The sequence below is a fragment of the Geobacillus sp. FSL K6-3411 genome (genome assembly GCF_037965715.1).
GTDB lineage: Bacteria > Bacillota > Bacilli > Bacillales > Anoxybacillaceae > Geobacillus > Geobacillus thermodenitrificans.
Genome location: NZ_CP150187.1, coordinates 303,066 through 319,108, shown reverse-complemented (window position 1 = coordinate 319,108; position 16,043 = coordinate 303,066). Strand labels below are relative to the sequence as shown.

Annotated in this window: 13 protein-coding genes; 2 read left to right on the top strand and 11 right to left on the bottom strand. The window is 51.6% G+C overall.

The genetic code is table 11. The features are described from left to right. Positions 1-141 precede the first annotated feature (141 nt). The 7 genes from NSQ22_RS01670 to NSQ22_RS01640 all read right to left on the bottom strand — a co-directional run bounded on the left by NSQ22_RS01670 (position 142) and on the right by NSQ22_RS01640 (position 10,934). Positions 142-1,365 (bottom strand): CamS family sex pheromone protein, encoded by a 1,224-nt coding sequence (locus NSQ22_RS01670; RefSeq protein WP_011886692.1) that lies wholly within the window; start codon positions 1,363-1,365, stop codon positions 142-144. Beyond that, entirely contained in the window at positions 1,362-3,374 is a 2,013-nt protein-coding gene (gene ligA, locus NSQ22_RS01665) for an NAD-dependent DNA ligase LigA (RefSeq protein ID WP_008881450.1), read from the bottom strand. The genes NSQ22_RS01670 and ligA overlap by 4 nt, the downstream gene beginning before the upstream one ends. A 21-nt stretch (positions 3,375-3,395) precedes the next feature. Then, positions 3,396-5,570 (bottom strand): DNA helicase PcrA, encoded by a 2,175-nt coding sequence (gene pcrA / locus NSQ22_RS01660; protein WP_008881451.1) that lies wholly within the window; start codon positions 5,568-5,570, stop codon positions 3,396-3,398. A 28-nt stretch (positions 5,571-5,598) separates the two neighbouring features. Beyond that, entirely contained in the window at positions 5,599-6,318 is a 720-nt protein-coding gene (locus NSQ22_RS01655; RefSeq protein WP_327992780.1) for a heptaprenylglyceryl phosphate synthase, read from the bottom strand. Between the two features lie 105 nt (positions 6,319-6,423). After that, positions 6,424-6,741 (bottom strand): YerC/YecD family TrpR-related protein, encoded by a 318-nt coding sequence (locus NSQ22_RS01650; RefSeq protein ID WP_008881453.1) that lies wholly within the window; start codon positions 6,739-6,741, stop codon positions 6,424-6,426. Between the two features lie 1,408 nt (positions 6,742-8,149). After that, positions 8,150-9,160, bottom strand: a complete 1,011-nt coding sequence (locus tag NSQ22_RS01645) for a DUF3048 domain-containing protein (protein ID WP_232724452.1) — start codon at positions 9,158-9,160, stop codon at positions 8,150-8,152. 28 nt (positions 9,161-9,188) lie between these two features. Further along, positions 9,189-10,934 carry an adenine deaminase C-terminal domain-containing protein gene (locus tag NSQ22_RS01640; protein ID WP_339264073.1) on the bottom strand — a complete coding sequence of 582 codons (1,746 nt, stop codon included), beginning with the start codon at positions 10,932-10,934 and terminating at the stop codon, positions 9,189-9,191. 94 nt (positions 10,935-11,028) lie between these two features. Between NSQ22_RS01640 and NSQ22_RS01635 the strand changes: the two genes are divergently transcribed. Then, complete coding sequence (locus NSQ22_RS01635; protein ID WP_008881456.1) at positions 11,029-11,274, top strand: DUF2892 domain-containing protein; 246 nt, start codon at positions 11,029-11,031, stop codon at positions 11,272-11,274. Between the two features lie 152 nt (positions 11,275-11,426). Further along, on the top strand, positions 11,427-11,537 hold the full coding sequence (locus NSQ22_RS01630; protein WP_327997266.1) for an EYxxD motif small membrane protein: 111 nt from the start codon (positions 11,427-11,429) through the stop codon (positions 11,535-11,537). On the opposite strand, the gene purD is transcribed toward NSQ22_RS01630, so the two are convergent. The 4 genes from purD to purM are packed head-to-tail and all read right to left on the bottom strand — an operon-like array spanning position 11,491 to position 15,980. Then, positions 11,491-12,783, bottom strand: a complete 1,293-nt coding sequence (purD, locus tag NSQ22_RS01625; RefSeq protein WP_008881458.1) for a phosphoribosylamine--glycine ligase — start codon at positions 12,781-12,783, stop codon at positions 11,491-11,493. The two genes, NSQ22_RS01630 and purD, sit on opposite strands and share 47 nt — an antisense overlap. Positions 12,784-12,809: 26 nt before the next feature. Beyond that, complete coding sequence (gene purH / locus NSQ22_RS01620) at positions 12,810-14,348, bottom strand: bifunctional phosphoribosylaminoimidazolecarboxamide formyltransferase/IMP cyclohydrolase (RefSeq protein WP_029761597.1); 1,539 nt, start codon at positions 14,346-14,348, stop codon at positions 12,810-12,812. Continuing rightward, positions 14,314-14,943, bottom strand: coding sequence for a phosphoribosylglycinamide formyltransferase (gene purN, locus NSQ22_RS01615; RefSeq protein WP_008881460.1), 630 nt, complete (start codon positions 14,941-14,943; stop codon positions 14,314-14,316). The genes purH and purN overlap by 35 nt, the downstream gene beginning before the upstream one ends. Then, positions 14,940-15,980, bottom strand: a complete 1,041-nt coding sequence (gene purM / locus NSQ22_RS01610; RefSeq protein ID WP_011886685.1) for a phosphoribosylformylglycinamidine cyclo-ligase — start codon at positions 15,978-15,980, stop codon at positions 14,940-14,942. Before purM ends, purN begins: the two co-directional genes overlap by 4 nt. Positions 15,981-16,043 lie beyond the last annotated feature (63 nt).

Here is a 16,043-nt window from a genome sequence, read left to right as displayed (position 1 = left end):
CCTAAAGCCCCTTAGCCGTTTCGAATCGTTTATCGGCTAAATAAGCCACACCCTGTTCCTGAGCAATCATCCGAAAACTTCACATGAACAAAACATCCTCCCCAGCTGATCTGGAGAGGATGTCGTGCCCTGGTTGGTTCGTCATCGATAAATATGCACAAACGGCTCGTTTACTTTCGCTTGACGTACAATAAGACTTTCTGGCTGGCCGGTTGAAGAGATGTAAACGTTGACAGTGATGTAATCCGGGAACTTCTCCATTACTAAGCCGGTGACATATTGCGTAAAACCGATCACTTCCATTTTACCATAAAACGGAATCGTTATGTTGATCGTCAGCTTCTGGAGCTGATCGTTGACATACAGCCCTTTGCCGACGATGCCGGTGTAATTCGGGAAAAAGTCCTCAACGTCTGATTTAAAATTATTGAATTTCAGCCAGTCGTCGCGGTGATTTTTTTCCGCTTCATCGGACGGGAATAAGTAATATTCCTCGTTCACCGCTTCCCACTTGTCAATCGTGTTGCTCCCTTCATCCACATGAGTGACAGCGAAAAAATGTCCTGGAGTAACGGACGAGCGCGGTGCTTGCTTGTATAAAGCAATCGTGATCGGTACACTGCCGAGTCCTTTTATATTTCGCAGCCGTTTTAGCACCTCGGCGGCAATCTGTTTTCCTTCCCGTTCAATGACATCATCTTTGATTTTCACCTCGCGTGGGTAGCCTTGCTCGGTCGAGTAATAGTGAACGGAGTTGAGCGCCAATCCAATGGCAACACCGCCGAGTTTCACCTTATCGTTGTCCACTTTTACCAAATAGTCGTGCTCCAAAATGCTCGCCAAATAAATCGGACTTTGTTTATTTTTTTGCTCGTTCGTTCCGGTATCGCTAATCGGCGGGTTTAAGCCGATGTTGTCTTCCGGTTTCATTTTTTCTTCTTTTAGCTGGTTGCTCGTCCGCTTACGTTCGAGCCACTTGTTCACCGTTTTACCGTCCAAATATTGCCCCTCTTGGAACAAGTAATCGTCCGTGGGGAATTGTTCAGAGGCCAAGCGCATGAGTCCCGTTTCAAATTCATCGACATCCAGTCGCGTATTTAAATCGCCGACAACCTGTCCACGCGCCCCAGACGGTTTAAACGGCAAGACAACACGGTAATACGAGTCAGAAATGTTGTATTTCGGAATGACGGCTTCTTGCTCTTTGCTTCCTTTGTTTTGCACAACTTCTTCGCCTTGGTCAAATTTTGGCGCACACGCAGACAACAAACAGAAGGAGGCGAGCCCGAGGACGGCGAGCCGCTTTCGGGCCCGCTTTATCCAACGGCAGGCAACCAAGCTGCTAATGATCGAGATTCGTTTCATTGTTCCTCCCTGCTTATCTCTTGCAAAAATCGTGTTTCATCCCAAATCTCAATGCCAAGCTGCTGAGCTTTATCGAGCTTTGAACCGGCATCTTCACCGGCGATGACGATGTCGGTGCTGCGGCTGACGCTGCCGGTGACACGACCGCCGAGCCGCTCGATTTGTTCTTTCGCTTCATTTCGTGACATCGACGCAAGTTTGCCGGTCAGGACGACCGTTTTGCCGGCCAGCACCGATGAGGCTGGCGTTTCAGCCGTCCGTTTCCGTCCTTTGTATGCCATATTGACACCATAGGTGCGCAGCTCATTCAACAACTCAACCGCTTCCGGTTGAGAAAAATAAGTGGTAATCGAGTCGGCCATTTTTTCCCCGATCTCCGGCACGGCCATCAATTCGTCTTTTGTCGCTGCCTCGAGACGCTCCATCGTTTCGAAATGTTCGGCCAACAGCTGGGCCGCCTTCGCCCCGACATAACGGATACCAAGGCCGAATAACAGCCGCTCAAGCGAGTTTTGCTTTGACGCTTCAATCGCTGCAAGCAAATTCGCTGCCGACTTTTCACCCATCCGTTCTAGCCCGACAAGCTGTTCTTTCGTCAACTGGTACAAATCGGCGACATCATGGACAAGGCCAGCGTTAAACAGTTGGGTAACAACTTTTTCTCCTAACCCTTCTATGTTCATTGCCGACCTTGACGCAAAGTGAATGAGCCGTTCACGCAGCTGAGCCGGGCATTTCGGGTTTAAGCAACGGAGCGCCACTTCCCCGTCAAGACGAACGAGTTCGCTTTCACATTCCGGACAATGCGTCGGCATTGTAAACGGCACTTCGTCCCCGTCGCGCCGATCGACGACGACACCGACGACTTCCGGGATGATATCGCCCGCCTTTTTAATAATGACGGCATCGCCGATGCGAATATCTTTCTCACGAATAAAATCTTCGTTATGAAGAGTGGCGCGCTGCACGGTCGTGCCGGCGACACGAACCGGCTCTAAGATTGCCGTCGGAGTGACAGCGCCGGTGCGACCCACATTCACCTCGATGCCGATGAGCGTGGTGACCACTTCTTCGGCTGGGAATTTGTAGGCGATCGCCCAACGTGGGCTTTTCGCTGTCGCCCCGAGCTGCCGCTGTTGGGCAAACGAATCGACTTTAATGACGATGCCGTCGATCTCATACGGCAGTTGCGGCCGCTTCTCTTTCCACTCGTTGACAAATGCGATCACTTCATCAATCGTGGCACAGCGCCGTCGCTCCGGGTTCACTTTGAACCCGAGCGACTGCAAATAGCTGAGCGCCGCGCTATGTGACTCAATGCCCAGCTCCTCAGCATTGGCTAAGCCGTAGACAAACAGATCGAGCTGGCGCGAAGCTGCCACTTTCGGATCGAGCTGGCGGAGCGAACCGGCCGCGGCGTTGCGCGGATTGGCAAACAGTTCTTCACCACGCGCTTGGCGCTCTTCATTCAAGCGTAAAAATGACGCTTTCGGCATGAACGCCTCGCCGCGCGCCTCCAGCGACACCGGCTCGTTGAGGCGCAGCGGCAGCGAGCGGATCGTCTTCAAATTTTCTGTAATGTCCTCCCCTGTCGTTCCGTCGCCACGCGTCGCTCCTTGGACGAAATAGCCGTCTTCATAACGAACTGAGACGGCAAGACCGTCGATTTTCAATTCACACACATACGCCGCCTCTCCCACTTCTTGACGAACGCGGCGGTCAAAATCACGCAAATCGCCTTCGTTAAACGCGTTTGCTAAGCTCATCATCGGGACGCGATGCGTCACCTTGCGAAACGCCTCAAGCGGCGGGCCGCCGATTCGCTGAGTCGGCGAATCGCTCGTTTTGAGCTCCGGATACTGTTTTTCAATAGCGATGAGCTCTTGCATAAGCCGGTCATACTCCGCATCCGGGACGGACGGCCGGTCGAGCACATAATATTCATACCCGTAGCGGTTTAACAGCTCGCGCAGCTCGGTCGCGCGCCGTTTGGCTTGTTGGCGGTCCATACGTTCACTCGTTCTCCTTTCTTACACTTTCTCAATCGGCGCAAATTTAGCGAGCAGCCGCTTAATTCCGATCGGACTCGGAAAAGCGATATCGAGTTCTTGGTCGTCGCCTTCACCACGGACACTGACGACCGTGCCGATTCCCCATTTCCGGTGATTCGCCCGGTCACCAACTTTCCACACCCCAACAGCACCGTTTACCTGTGGGCGTGAAACGACCGGACGTGAAGCGGTCATTTGACGGCGTGAAACCGTCTCGAGCAAATGCGCCGGAATTTCATTTAAAAAGCGCGACGGCGGGTTCATTTGAATGTTGCCAAACAACGTCCGCATTTGTGCGCTTGTTAACACAAGTTCTTCTTCCGCGCGGGTGATGCCGACGTACGCCAGCCGTCGCTCTTCTTCCATCTCGTCTTCGTCATCGAGCGAACGGTTGTGTGGAAAGATGCCTTCCTCCATACCAATCAAAAAGACGACCGGAAACTCGAGCCCTTTGGCGGCGTGAAGCGTCATTAAAACGACCGCATCCCCCTCTTCCGTTTGGTCGTTGCCGTTTAGCTCGTCCAAATCAGAGATAAGCGCCAAGTCAGTTAAAAAGGCGATGAGCGATTTATCATCACTTGCGTTTTCAAAATGCTTTGTCACCGATAGAAACTCATCAAGGTTCTCGAGGCGGCTTTGTGCCTCAATCGTCCGCTCCGCCTTCAGCATGTCGCGATAGCCGGATTTGTCGAGCACTTCTTCAACAAGTTCGGTAACGGAGACGTATTCTTGCAGCTGTGTCCATTGCTCGAGCTGGCCGCGGAACGCCGCGAGCGCCCCGGTCGCCTTAGCGCTCAGGCCGATCATCTCGAGCTCCCCAAGCGCTTCAAACAGCGACAGCTCATGCTCAGCCGCATAGCGGACGAGTTTGTCGATCGTCGAGGCCCCAATGCCGCGCTTCGGCACGTTAATGATACGAAGCAAACTTAAATCGTCATCCGGATTGGCAATGACACGCAAATACGCAAGGATATCTTTAATTTCTTTCCGGTCATAGAACTTTAAGCCACCGACGATTTGGTACGGAATGTTCGCTTTTAACAACATTTCCTCAATGACACGCGACTGGGCGTTCGTGCGGTATAACACCGCAAAATCACTGTAGCGGCGAGCCCCGCTCTCAATCGCCTCTTGAATGCGACCAGCGACAAACTGCGCTTCATCTGCTTCGTTCATCGCTTCGTAATAGGTGATTGGCTTCCCTTCCGGATTTTCTGTCCAAAGCCGTTTCGGCTTCCGGTTGACGTTATGCTCGATCACTTCGTTCGCCGCTTGTAAAATCCGCTTTGTCGAACGGTAGTTTTGTTCGAGTAAAATCACTTTCGCGTTCGGGTAATCGCGCTCAAACGATAAAATGTTTTGGATATCTGCCCCGCGCCACCGATAAATCGACTGGTCAGCGTCTCCGACGGCACAAATGTTTTGGAACCGTTCGGCAAGTTTTTTCACGAGTGTGTATTGAGCACGGTTCGTATCTTGATACTCATCAATGTGAATGTACTGGAATTTATATTGGTAATATTGAAGCACATCCGGCACGCGGTCAAACAGCTGAAGCGTCGTCATGATCAAATCATCAAAGTCAAGCGAATGATTGCGGAGAAGACGTTGCTGGTATTCTTGATACACATCGCTGACGATTTTTTCGTAATACGTCGACGCCCGTTTCGCAAATTGCTCCGGCGTGAGCAAATCGTTTTTTGCCCCGCTAATCGTGCCCAAAATCGTCCGCGGCTCAAATTTTTTCGGATCGATGTTCTTTTCTTTTAAAATTGCTTTGATCACCGAAAGCTGGTCGGTTGGATCGAGGATCGAAAAATTGCGGTTAATGCCGATGCGATCAATGTCGCGGCGTAAAATGCGGACACACATCGAATGGAATGTTGAAATCCAAACGTCTTCCGCCGCTCCACCTAAGAGCGCCTGCACACGCTCTCGCATTTCGCGCGCCGCCTTGTTCGTAAACGTAATGGCCAAAATGTTCCACGGCGCAACATGCTTTTCCGCCATTAAATAGGCGATTCGGTGTGTCAACACACGCGTTTTCCCGCTCCCGGCCCCGGCCATAATGAGCAGCGGACCTTCCGTCGTTTTGACCGCCTCCTGCTGCTCCTTGTTTAAATGAGCGAGCAACTTTTCAGATAAAAAATTCATCGTTTCCACCACCAATAAAACATATGTTCTATTTTACACCACTGATCTCATTTTCGCCATCGATCCGCTTAACCGCCTCCACCGTTGCCAACGCGCTTTCAAACGAATCGTAAACGGCGTTGCCGACGACGACCGTATCGGCATAGCGAGCCATTTCGGCCGCTTGTTCTGGCGTCATGATGCCGCCGCCGTACACGAGCTGTGTTCGGCTGAGCGCCCGTTTCACTTTTTCCACTAACGACGGATTGCCGTACGTACCGCTATATTCAAGATAAAAGATCGGCAGCTTATACAGATGCTCAGCGAGGCGAGCATACGCCACGACATCATCGTCATCGAGCGCTGTATTAGCCTCTGTCAGCTTTGCCGCTTTGCATTCTCCATTTAAAATGCAATAGCCCTCAGCGAAAATCTCATCCCAGTTCATGACATCGCCATACTGTTTCACCGCCTCATGATGACGGCTGATCACCCAATCGACACGGCAACTGTTTAACACCATCGGGATGAGATACGCATCAAATCCCGGCGTCAACGCTTCTATATCGGTCACTTCGAGCGCGCATGGCACCGAGAAGCGACGGATGCGAGCCAATAAATCGAGCACACCATCGAGCGTCACCCCATCCGTTCCACCAACGATGACAGCATCCGTTCCAGACTCACAAAGGCGCTCAAGGCGCTCATCATCGATCGGCTTGTTCGGGTCTAGTTTAAACACATGGCGCCAAGCGCGAATCTCTTCCATGACAATATCCCTCCACTCATTACTCCATTGTTCCATTATAACAAATCCGCAAAAAGAAAAGGAGTTCCTTTTCCGATGGAAGGAATCTCCTTGCAGCACCAGGCGTTATGCTTCGTTAGCCGCCTGGCGTTCTTCTTCTTTAATGCGGTCAAGTGCCATCGCGTACGCGTCATTGCCGTAATTGAGGCATCGCTTAACGCGCGAAATCGTCGCTGTGCTCGCCCCGGTTTCCGTTTCGATTTTATGGTACGTATACCCTTCGCGCAACATGCGCGCCACCTCAAGGCGCTGAGCGAGTGCTTGGATTTCATTCACCGTGCATAAATCATCGAAAAATCGGTAGCACTCCTCTATATCGCGCAGCGACAAAATGGCTTTAAACAGTTGATCGAGCTCTTTGCCGCGCAGTTTATCGATTTGCATGCTTGTTTCCGTTACAGAAAACGTATAACCCTTCTATTCCTTCCTTGTTCATGACCCCGATGTTGCCGAAACGACTCTCGTGGGTGCGACGCTCCGAAGGCTTCAACTCCTCACTCATGAATCAACCCACGTTCGGTGCTCAGTGATCGATTCCACTCATTTTTTCAGCTTCTATTTGCGTTGAATCCTTGTCGATTTCGTATCCGCAATCATGGCACCGAAAGACTCTTTCAGACAGAAACTACTTCACTTTGACACCCCTGCAGTGACTGCATGTTCTCGATGACGGATCAAAGCAGCCGACAAGCAGAAAAGGGATACTGTTCCATTCGCACTTGTATCCATTTGGTCGTTTGAACTAATGGAATGCCTGTCCAAATGGATACCGACAACTTCTTGTTTTCCAGCATCCGCTTATGTTCCATTCTTCCATGACCACATACGCTAGCTTAGCTTTCGCTAACATGGATGGCATTGTGTCGGATCTGTTTCCGCCTTCTTCGCTCTTTCTGAACAAGGAAGTCAGGTTTTTATGTGTTTCGGTTTTCTGTAACGGATTGCACCTCCTTCTTGTTGAATTTTATCTTTCATATTTCCGCGACAGCTTCCTTTGCTATCGCTTCATTCGTTTTTCACTCTTTTTGGCCTTTGTGGATTGATGGATCTTTGGAAACACCCTCCCATTGCTACCTGCAGTGAAATCCATTTTGATTCCATCGCTACATGGTTGGTGTGTTTTATTAGGTTTCTTCCACGCTAATCGTAAAAATCTCTTCAATCTATCAAACACTGTTCGCGGATTCGTATTGCGAAATTCTTTCTCGTTTCGCCAACCGAATCTAAGCGAACTTTTGTTCGTTCACTTCTTCGGAGACATTTGTTCCTCTCATTTGACGTGGTTGTTTGTGATCATGTCTGTGTCTTGATCAGCCGCTGCTTTGTTTGTTTTTCTTCTTGAATTTGGGATGTTTCGCTCCCCTACCAAAGAAGTGTTTGTAGGCGGCCGCCGCATCTTTGCTGCCCTGCTTCCTCATGTTGCTTGAATATTGACGGAGCCATGCACATTCCTTCGCTTGTTTGAGTCGGGTCATTCGTTTTCAAATGTCCTCATCACCAAGAAACGTTCTACCTTGTTGGTAATGTTTTTGTTCCTCCGATAAAGCAAAAGTTGTATGCCCATCTGGCGACATCTGCGCATTCCAATTGTTTTGTTTAGCAGAAACATGACTTTATACGTTCGAATCATCTTCTTATTGACAGAAAATGATAAACATACAGGAGATATTATTACATTTCCCTTGCATTGGGACGAGGACGTCCCCTCCGTCGGGCGGCCGTGTCTCTTTCACCGAAAGCCGACTCAGGACGTGTTCCTCGCCCATTGTTTTCAGTCTGATCCAACTTTTTGTTATTTTGATTCCACAATCGTCAGTTCGGGAACGATGTTAATCCATGTCTTTCCTGGCACGAATCCGACCGGAACCCCGTCGCGGTACGGCAACAGCCGACCATCGACGTTTTTCCATTCGATCGGCTGCATAACGCCGTTTTGTAACAAGTAGCCCTGACCACCGGAAGTGAAATCAATGTCACGTCGTCCGTAGCTGTCGATCACTTGATGGCGAGCGGCGATGATCATAACGTTTTGCACCACGACGGGTTCATGTGTATCGTAATCCACCGTTTGCTCACCACCGCTGTATCGGTAATACCCTTTTTGTTCCGGTGCATATCGGTATTCCACTTGGGCATACGCACGGTGTGAATAGGTAATACGAACCGTCTCGACCTGCTCTCCGCTCGGCTCATCGTCGCGAAACAGCAACGGGTCAATATCATCTGTCCATACGTATCCGTTTTGTTCGGCCCCTTTTTCAATGTTGGCAAATGTAATGTATGAGTTGTGCGGCGCCTTGCGGAATGAGACGCGCTGAAACAGTGTTCCGTCGTAAAACAGCCCGTTCAAATAATCGGTGTTCCCCTGCTCGAGCCGCGCTTTTGCCTCCGGGCTCCAGCCGTGGCAGACGTAAAGCGCATGGTAGCCGTCGCTCAAGTCAATATAATACTCACGTGCACTCCGCACCGGCCCAACCCGTTCAGGCAACTCGCTTTGATACAGCGCTAAAAAGCGGGTGATGTCCCCCTCGGCAAGTACCTCATATACGATATCGGCCTGATGGAGGCCTGACTGCGGACGCGCCTTCGGATGGTTGTTGATCATCACGCTGACGACCCGCTGATCGATATCTCCTTCCGTTGGCAATCCGGTCAGCGGAAACATTTGTTTCTCCTCTGCCGGAGACTCGGATGGCTGCTCCGGACTCGGCTTGGCCGGTTCAGTTGGTTTCGGCTCGCTTTTGGCGGTGCAGCCGCCTAGTAACAGCACTGCGCAACTGATGACAAACAGCCAATGTTTCAATGGACACACAACCTTTTCCTTTTTTATTTTACCGCATTATCGAAGGAAAGAGTACCGTTTTGTGCATGACATCATAAATGCCGCGCTGGGTGATGCGCACGTATGGCAAATGGGTCGACTGTAAAAAGAACAACGAGTATACCGGATCCTCAAAATGATACCCGCGCTCCCGCAAAAGGCGGACAAATGTCTTTTCCTCATTGATTAATGTTTCCATCTCCAAGGTAGACGTCATGCCGCTAAGCGGAAGCGGAAGCTCAAATAAAACGTTTCCGTCCTCCACGAGTACGATGCCGCCGCCGATATCCTTCATCCGTCGGAAGGCAAGCATCATATCTTCTTTATGTTTGCCAATTAAGATGAAATCGCCAGTGTTCGAATACGAACTCGCCAGCCCGCCGAGCGCTGATGAAAATCCTTTGAGCATTGTGTTGACGCGCCAGCAGCCGTTTCTGTCAAGCAGCATTAAAAAGCATTCGTCATGATCATGCCCTAAACGGTCGCGCGACGTATCAATCGACACGGAGTACGGCTTTACAATCACCGCATTTTCCAGTCGCAACCCCATCGGCATCGAAAATTGCAAATCGTCCCATTCAAGCTCCCATGACACTGAAAGCGGACGAATACCAAACTGTTCCCACTTCAGCGCCGGCCATGAGCCTGACGAATCCCCTTCACGCTTCACCCATTCGCCCTTGGCGAGCACCTGTACTGGCGTTGGATCATGGGCCGAACGCAAGAAGTTGATGTGCGCGATCCGGCCGGTAGCGATGCTGCCGTGAAGATGCTCAATGCCGTAATGACGGGCGGCATTAATCGTCGCCATGGCGTATGCATCGATAACTGGCACACCATGCTCGATGACGATGCGAAGCAGCTGATCCATTACCCCGTTTTCATAAAAGGCCGGTGGCGAGCCGTCGGTCGTCAATAAGCACTTGTCATAATACCGAATGCCAAGCACTTTCATTTCCTCAAGCAGCACCGGCAAATCCGGACGGATCGATGAATGGCGAAGCGTGACTGTATAGCCGTGCCAAAGGCGAAGACGCACTTCTTTTCCTGTCATCGCCTCATGATCTCCGTCTACACCAAACAGCGCCATTTTCACCAGCGTTTTCTCTGAAGCACCGGGAAAGTGCCCCTCGATTTTACGGCGCCGCCGTTTCGCCTCTTGCATCCAGTAAAGGACGATATCGTCGCCACTTGCGAGCTTAGGCCATGACGTCAGCTCACCGCCTTGAAGGACCGTTTCTTGATCCAACCACCGTTTGATCCGGGCGTTCGATATCTGCTCATCTTCGCGCTCTAGCTCCGTTTGCCCGTCAAATCGGCACCACCAATACATGGATGTTGGAAGCGCATTCATTTCTTGCAAAAATAAAAGCGCCTCTTCATCGTCAAGCTGCAAAAGGAAAAATAAATTATCGTTGAGCAGCGTCGTCGTCCCGTACATTGCTGCATAACGTGCAAATGAATGGGGATTATATAATTGAAATGGATGAACATGCGGCTCAATGTAGCCGGGGACGAGCACATACCCACGGCAGTCGATGATTTCGCATGACTCATCGATGCGATCAGGAAGCCGCTCTCCGGCGTACACAATACGGTCGCCATGTATCCATATATTCCCTTTTACCCATTCACGGAAATAAGAATGCAAATACGTTGCGTTCACCAATACTTTTGTCGGCGATCGTTTGCCATCAATCACCGCTGCTTGTTCGCGCAATTCACTGCTCTTCCATCGGTAGCGTTGTTCGCCCATTGACACCCCGTCCCTTGTTTCCTAATCGTTCCATATAATCATTTTAACGCACGAAAGCGATTTTCACAATAAAAATATGAGGAGGGACATGCCAATGGCGAATATCGGCATTGTGAACGCGCTGATCCGCATTACGTTTGGCTTAACTGTCGTCGCATGGGCGACAGCTCGGTTCGCCCGGCGGCCGTGGTGCACATCGTATTTGCTTGCCATCTTGCTTGGAGCCATGAAAGTCGGCGAAGGGATTACCCGGTTTTGTCCGGTAACAGCCTTGTTCGAGAATATGCAGCGCGAGCGGCTGCTTAATGAACAAAAAGAAACCGTCGTCAATCCGACATAACCATAAATCGGCGTCCAGCTCTGTCGGGACATAAAGAACTCCGTTCGAACAACGCTGAACGAATCGTTATGTTCCCGCTCGGCTGAGTCGCTTCGTTTCATCAAAAAAGGTGTCCCACGTTTGGTTGGGACACCTTCGATACAAAGGAGTGAATGATGATGTTGCTTGAATATATGACCGATATGTCGTTTGTATTAGCAACATTGATCGGCGGTATTATCGCCCTTTCATACGTGTATCTACGGCGGAGGCGCGTTCGATAGCGCGCCGGCCAATGTCACGGCGGTAAAACAGGCCATCACATTCGATCGCCGCGAGCTGCTGGTACGCTTTTTCCTTTGCTTCAGCAAGCGTTCCTCCTTTGGCTGCTAACAAAAGGACACGGCCGCCGTTTGTATAGAGCGTTCCGCCTTCCCGCTTCGTACCAGCATGGAACAACAACGCATCCGGAGCGAGCCGGTCAAGTCCGCGGATGGCCACTCCGCGCTCGTAAGCACCCGGATAACCTTTAGCTGCCAGCACGACGCCAAGCACTGCTTCATTCGTCCACTCCAACTCCAGCTCTTTTCCTTCCATCACCGCCAATATCGCTTCAAGCAAATCGGTTTTTAGGCGCGGCAACACGACTTGCGCCTCTGGGTCACCGAATCGGGCGTTAAATTCGATCACTTTCGGTCCTTCCGCAGTGGCAATCAACCCGGCATACAGCACACCGGTAAACGGCCGGCCTTCGGAAGCTAACGCTTTGGCGGTCGGACGCAAAATCGTCTCCAACGCCCGTTGAACCATATCAGCGGAAATTTGCGGCACTGGCGAATAGGCTCCCATTCCACCAGTGTTTGGCCCTTCGTCCCCGTCATAGGCTCGTTTATGGTCTTGGGCAATAGCAAGAGGATACACCTTCTCACCGTTCACGAACGCCATAAATGAAAATTCTTCGCCTTCCAAATACTCCTCGATCACGACTTGGCTGCCGGCTGTGCCGAATTGCCCGTCCACCAGTGCTGCTTTTGCTGCGGCAAGCGCCTCTTCCACCGTTTGGGCGACAGTGACTCCTTTTCCAGCGGCCAACCCGTCCGCTTTAATGACGATCGGCGCTCCTTTTTCCTCAATATACGCTTTGGCTTCTTCGTACGAAGAAAAGGTAGCATGTTCCGCCGTCGGAATGCCGTATGTTTTCATGAGCTCTTTCGCGAACGCTTTGCTCCCTTCAATGAGTGCCGCTGCTTGGTTCGGTCCAAAAATGCGCAGCCCCTCAGCCATAAAACGGTCGGCAATGCCGGCGGCAAGCGGCGCCTCCGGCCCGACAATCGTCAAATCAATCGCGTTTTGTTTCGCAAACTGCACGAGCGCATCAATATCGAGTTCATCGATGTTTACCAACTCCGCCACTTCCCCGATGCCCGGGTTGCCTGGCGCCGCATACAGCTTGCCAGCAAGCGGGCTTTGCGCCACCTTCCAGGCGATCGCATGCTCACGCCCGCCGCGTCCGACTACGAGAATGTTCATCATCTTCCTCCCCTTTTTGCCGCCGTTTAATGTTTGAAATGGCGAACACCAGTAAACACCATGGCAATGCCGTACTCATCTGCTTTGCGGATCGAATCAGCGTCACGAATCGAGCCGCCCGGCTGGATGATGGCCGTAATGCCGGCTTTCGCTGCCGCTTCAACAGTGTCGTCCATCGGGAAAAAGGCGTCTGATGCAAGCACCGCGCCTGCCGCCTGCTCTCCCGCTTGTTCAATCGCAATCTTCGCTGCGCCAACCCGGTTCATTTGCCCGGCGCCAACGCCAACGGTCATGCCGTTTTTCGCCAGCACGATGGCGTTGGATTTCACATGTTTCACAACGTTCCAAGCAAAGCGAAGCTGTTCGCATTCCGCTTCGGTCGGTTGGCGCTTCGTGACAACATTCCACTCAGCGTCCTCAAGCGTGTACGTATCCGCATCTTGAACGAGCAAGCCACCGCTTACCGAAACAAGCGTTTTTTCCTTGACGTCTGCCGCCGCAAAATCAAGTGTCAACAGACGGATATTTTTCTTTTTCGTCAAAATGGCGAGCGCCTCGTCACTAAATGATGGAGCGATGACGATTTCCAAAAAGATGTCATGCATTCGCTCGGCCGTTTCTTTGTCCACTTCACGGTTCACCGCAATAATTCCACCGAAAATGGACACCGGATCGGCCTCGTACGCTTTTGTAAACGCCTCAAGAAGCGTCGCACCGACACCAACGCCGCACGGATTCATATGTTTGATCGCCGCTACGGCTGGCTCCTGAAACTCACGAACAAGGTTGATGGCCGCATTGGCATCGTTAATGTTGTTATACGATAGCTCTTTTCCGTGCAACTGTTTCGCTTGCGCAATCGAGAAAGCCGCACCGAGCGGTTTGGCATAAAACGACGCTGATTGATGCGGATTTTCGCCATAGCGCAACGATTGCTTTTTCGTGTAGGTGACGGTGAACGTTTCCGGGTACTCCTCTCCGGTGAGATTGGTCAAATACTCGGCAATCATCGCATCATACGCTGCCGTATGGCGGAACGCTTTCGCCGCCAATTTTTGCCGCGTTTCCGCTTGGATCGATCCGTTTGTTTTCAGCTCCTCAATTATCGTCGGGTAATCAGCCGGATCGACAACGATGGCGACATCGGCATAGTTTTTCGCTGCCGCGCGCACCATAGTCGGACCGCCAATATCGATATTCTCAATCGCCTCAGCAAGCGTTACGTCCGGTTTCGCGATCGTTTGCTGGAACGGGTACAAGTTGACGACGACCAAATCGATCGGGCGGATGCCATGCTCCGCTAGCGCTGCTTGATGGCGCTCATCGCTACGAATCGCCAAAATACCGCCATGAATGGCCGGATGCAACGTTTTCACACGCCCGTCTAAAATTTCCGGAAACCCGGTGACATTGGAAATCGAGATCACCGAAATCCCAGCGTCCTCGAGTGCCCGTTTCGTCCCGCCAGTCGAAATGATTTCGATGCCGAGTTCGGTTAGTTGTTTTGCAAACGGAATGATCCCTTCTTTATTAGACACGCTGATTAATGCTCGTTTGACTGCCATTCTTCTCGATCCTTTCTTCTTGTTGTTCCGTTTCCCCTAACAGCATGCGCAACACCGCCGGGTATAACTCATGTTCAACCGCATGGATGCGTGCCTCAAGCGCTTCGATCGGTTCGCCGGGTACAATCGGGACAGCGCGCTGGGCGATGACCGGCCCGGTGTCCATCCCTTCATCAACATAATGGATGGTGACGCCTGTTTCCAAAACGCCAGCCCGATACGCTTGGCCAATGGCGTCTTTACCCGGAAACGCCGGCAATAGCGACGGATGAATGTTGACGATTTTCCCTTCATAAGCGGAAAGCAATGTCGGTCCAATTAAGCGCATATAGCCAGCTAACGCGATCCACTCAATTTGACGTTCGCTTAATTCACGCAAAATCTCGCTCTCAAACGCCGCTTTGGACGGATAGTCTTTTGGAGAAAACACGAACGTCGGCACATTTTCGCGTGCTGCTCGTTCGATCACCTTCGCACCTGGACGGTCGCACACAAGAAGGGCAAGATCGGCCGGCAACTCACCGCGCTTCACCGCATCGACGATCGCCTGAAAATTCGTTCCGCTTCCAGAAGCAAACACGGCCAACCGCTTCATGCTTCGTTCCCTCCGGTAAACGACACGCCTGCTCCTTCCACCACTTCTCCAATGATGTAGGCCGGCTCGTTTTGTTCGTCCAACCATTGCACAAGCGGCGCCGCTGTTTCTGGGCTGACAGCGAGCACGAGGCCAATGCCCATATTAAATACCGAAAACATCTCTTCTTCCTCAAGGTTGCCTTTGGCGCGCAGGAAGTCAAAAATCGGCAGCACCGGCCACGAACCGCGCTGAATGCGGACGCCAAGCCCTTGTGGCAACATGCGTGGAATGTTTTCGATAAACCCGCCACCGGTAATATGCGCCATCCCTTTGATCGTAAATCGTCCAAGCACCGAACGCAACAGTTTCGCATAAATGCGTGTCGGCTTTAGTAGCTCCTCGCCAAGCGGAACATCAAGCGGCTCATAAATCTCATCAAGCGACAGCTTTGCTTGTTCGAAAATGATACGGCGTACCAGCGAGTAGCCGTTGCTATGCAGACCGCTTGACGGAAGTCCAATCAACACATCCCCCGCTTGGATCGTTTGTCCCGTCACCAACCGTTCTTTTTCAGCAATGCCGACAACAAACCCGGCTAAATCGTACTCGTCTTCCGCATACATTCCCGGCATTTCCGCCGTTTCTCCGCCAATCAAGGCACAGCCAGCTTCGACGCAGCCGTCAGCCACCCCTTTGACGATAGCAGCGATTTTTTCCGGCACCGCCTTGCCGCAAGCGATATAATCAAGGAAAAAGAGCGGTTCCGCCCCTTGTACAACGATGTCATTCACGCACATCGCCACACAGTCAATGCCGATCGTATTGTGTCGGTCAAGCAAAAATGCCAATTTCAGCTTCGTCCCGACGCCATCCGTACCGGAAACAAGCACCGGCTGGCGGTAGTCAAGCGACGATAAATCAAACAAGCCGCCAAACCCACCGATCCCGCCTAACACTTCCGGACGCATCGTCTTCTGCACATGCTGTTTCATCAGGGCGACCGCCTGATAGCCGGCCTCAATGTCAACCCCTGCTTGTTTGTATGCTTTTACCACGCTAAATCCCCCTTTTCTTCGCCCGCTGCACCCAAGCATGCGACAAGCACCTTGCTGTCCGTT

Coding starts and splice junctions, on each gene's coding strand:
- NSQ22_RS01670 (WP_011886692.1), bottom strand. CDS start 1,365: ATGAAACGAATCTCGATCATTAGCAGCTTGGTTGCCTGCCGTTGGATA.
- NSQ22_RS01640 (WP_339264073.1), bottom strand. CDS start 10,934: ATGGGCGAACAACGCTACCGATGGAAGAGCAGTGAATTGCGCGAACAA.
- purD (WP_008881458.1), bottom strand. CDS start 12,783: ATGAACATTCTCGTAGTCGGACGCGGCGGGCGTGAGCATGCGATCGCC.
- pcrA (WP_008881451.1), bottom strand. CDS start 5,570: ATGAATTTTTTATCTGAAAAGTTGCTCGCTCATTTAAACAAGGAGCAG.
- NSQ22_RS01635 (WP_008881456.1), top strand. CDS start 11,029: ATGGCGAATATCGGCATTGTGAACGCGCTGATCCGCATTACGTTTGGC.
- purN (WP_008881460.1), bottom strand. CDS start 14,943: ATGAAGCGGTTGGCCGTGTTTGCTTCTGGAAGCGGAACGAATTTTCAG.
- NSQ22_RS01655 (WP_327992780.1), bottom strand. CDS start 6,318: ATGGAAGAGATTCGCGCTTGGCGCCATGTGTTTAAACTAGACCCGAAC.
- ligA (WP_008881450.1), bottom strand. CDS start 3,374: ATGGACCGCCAACAAGCCAAACGGCGCGCGACCGAGCTGCGCGAGCTG.
- purH (WP_029761597.1), bottom strand. CDS start 14,348: ATGGCAGTCAAACGAGCATTAATCAGCGTGTCTAATAAAGAAGGGATC.
- NSQ22_RS01630 (WP_327997266.1), top strand. CDS start 11,427: ATGATGATGTTGCTTGAATATATGACCGATATGTCGTTTGTATTAGCA.
- NSQ22_RS01650 (WP_008881453.1), bottom strand. CDS start 6,741: ATGCAAATCGATAAACTGCGCGGCAAAGAGCTCGATCAACTGTTTAAA.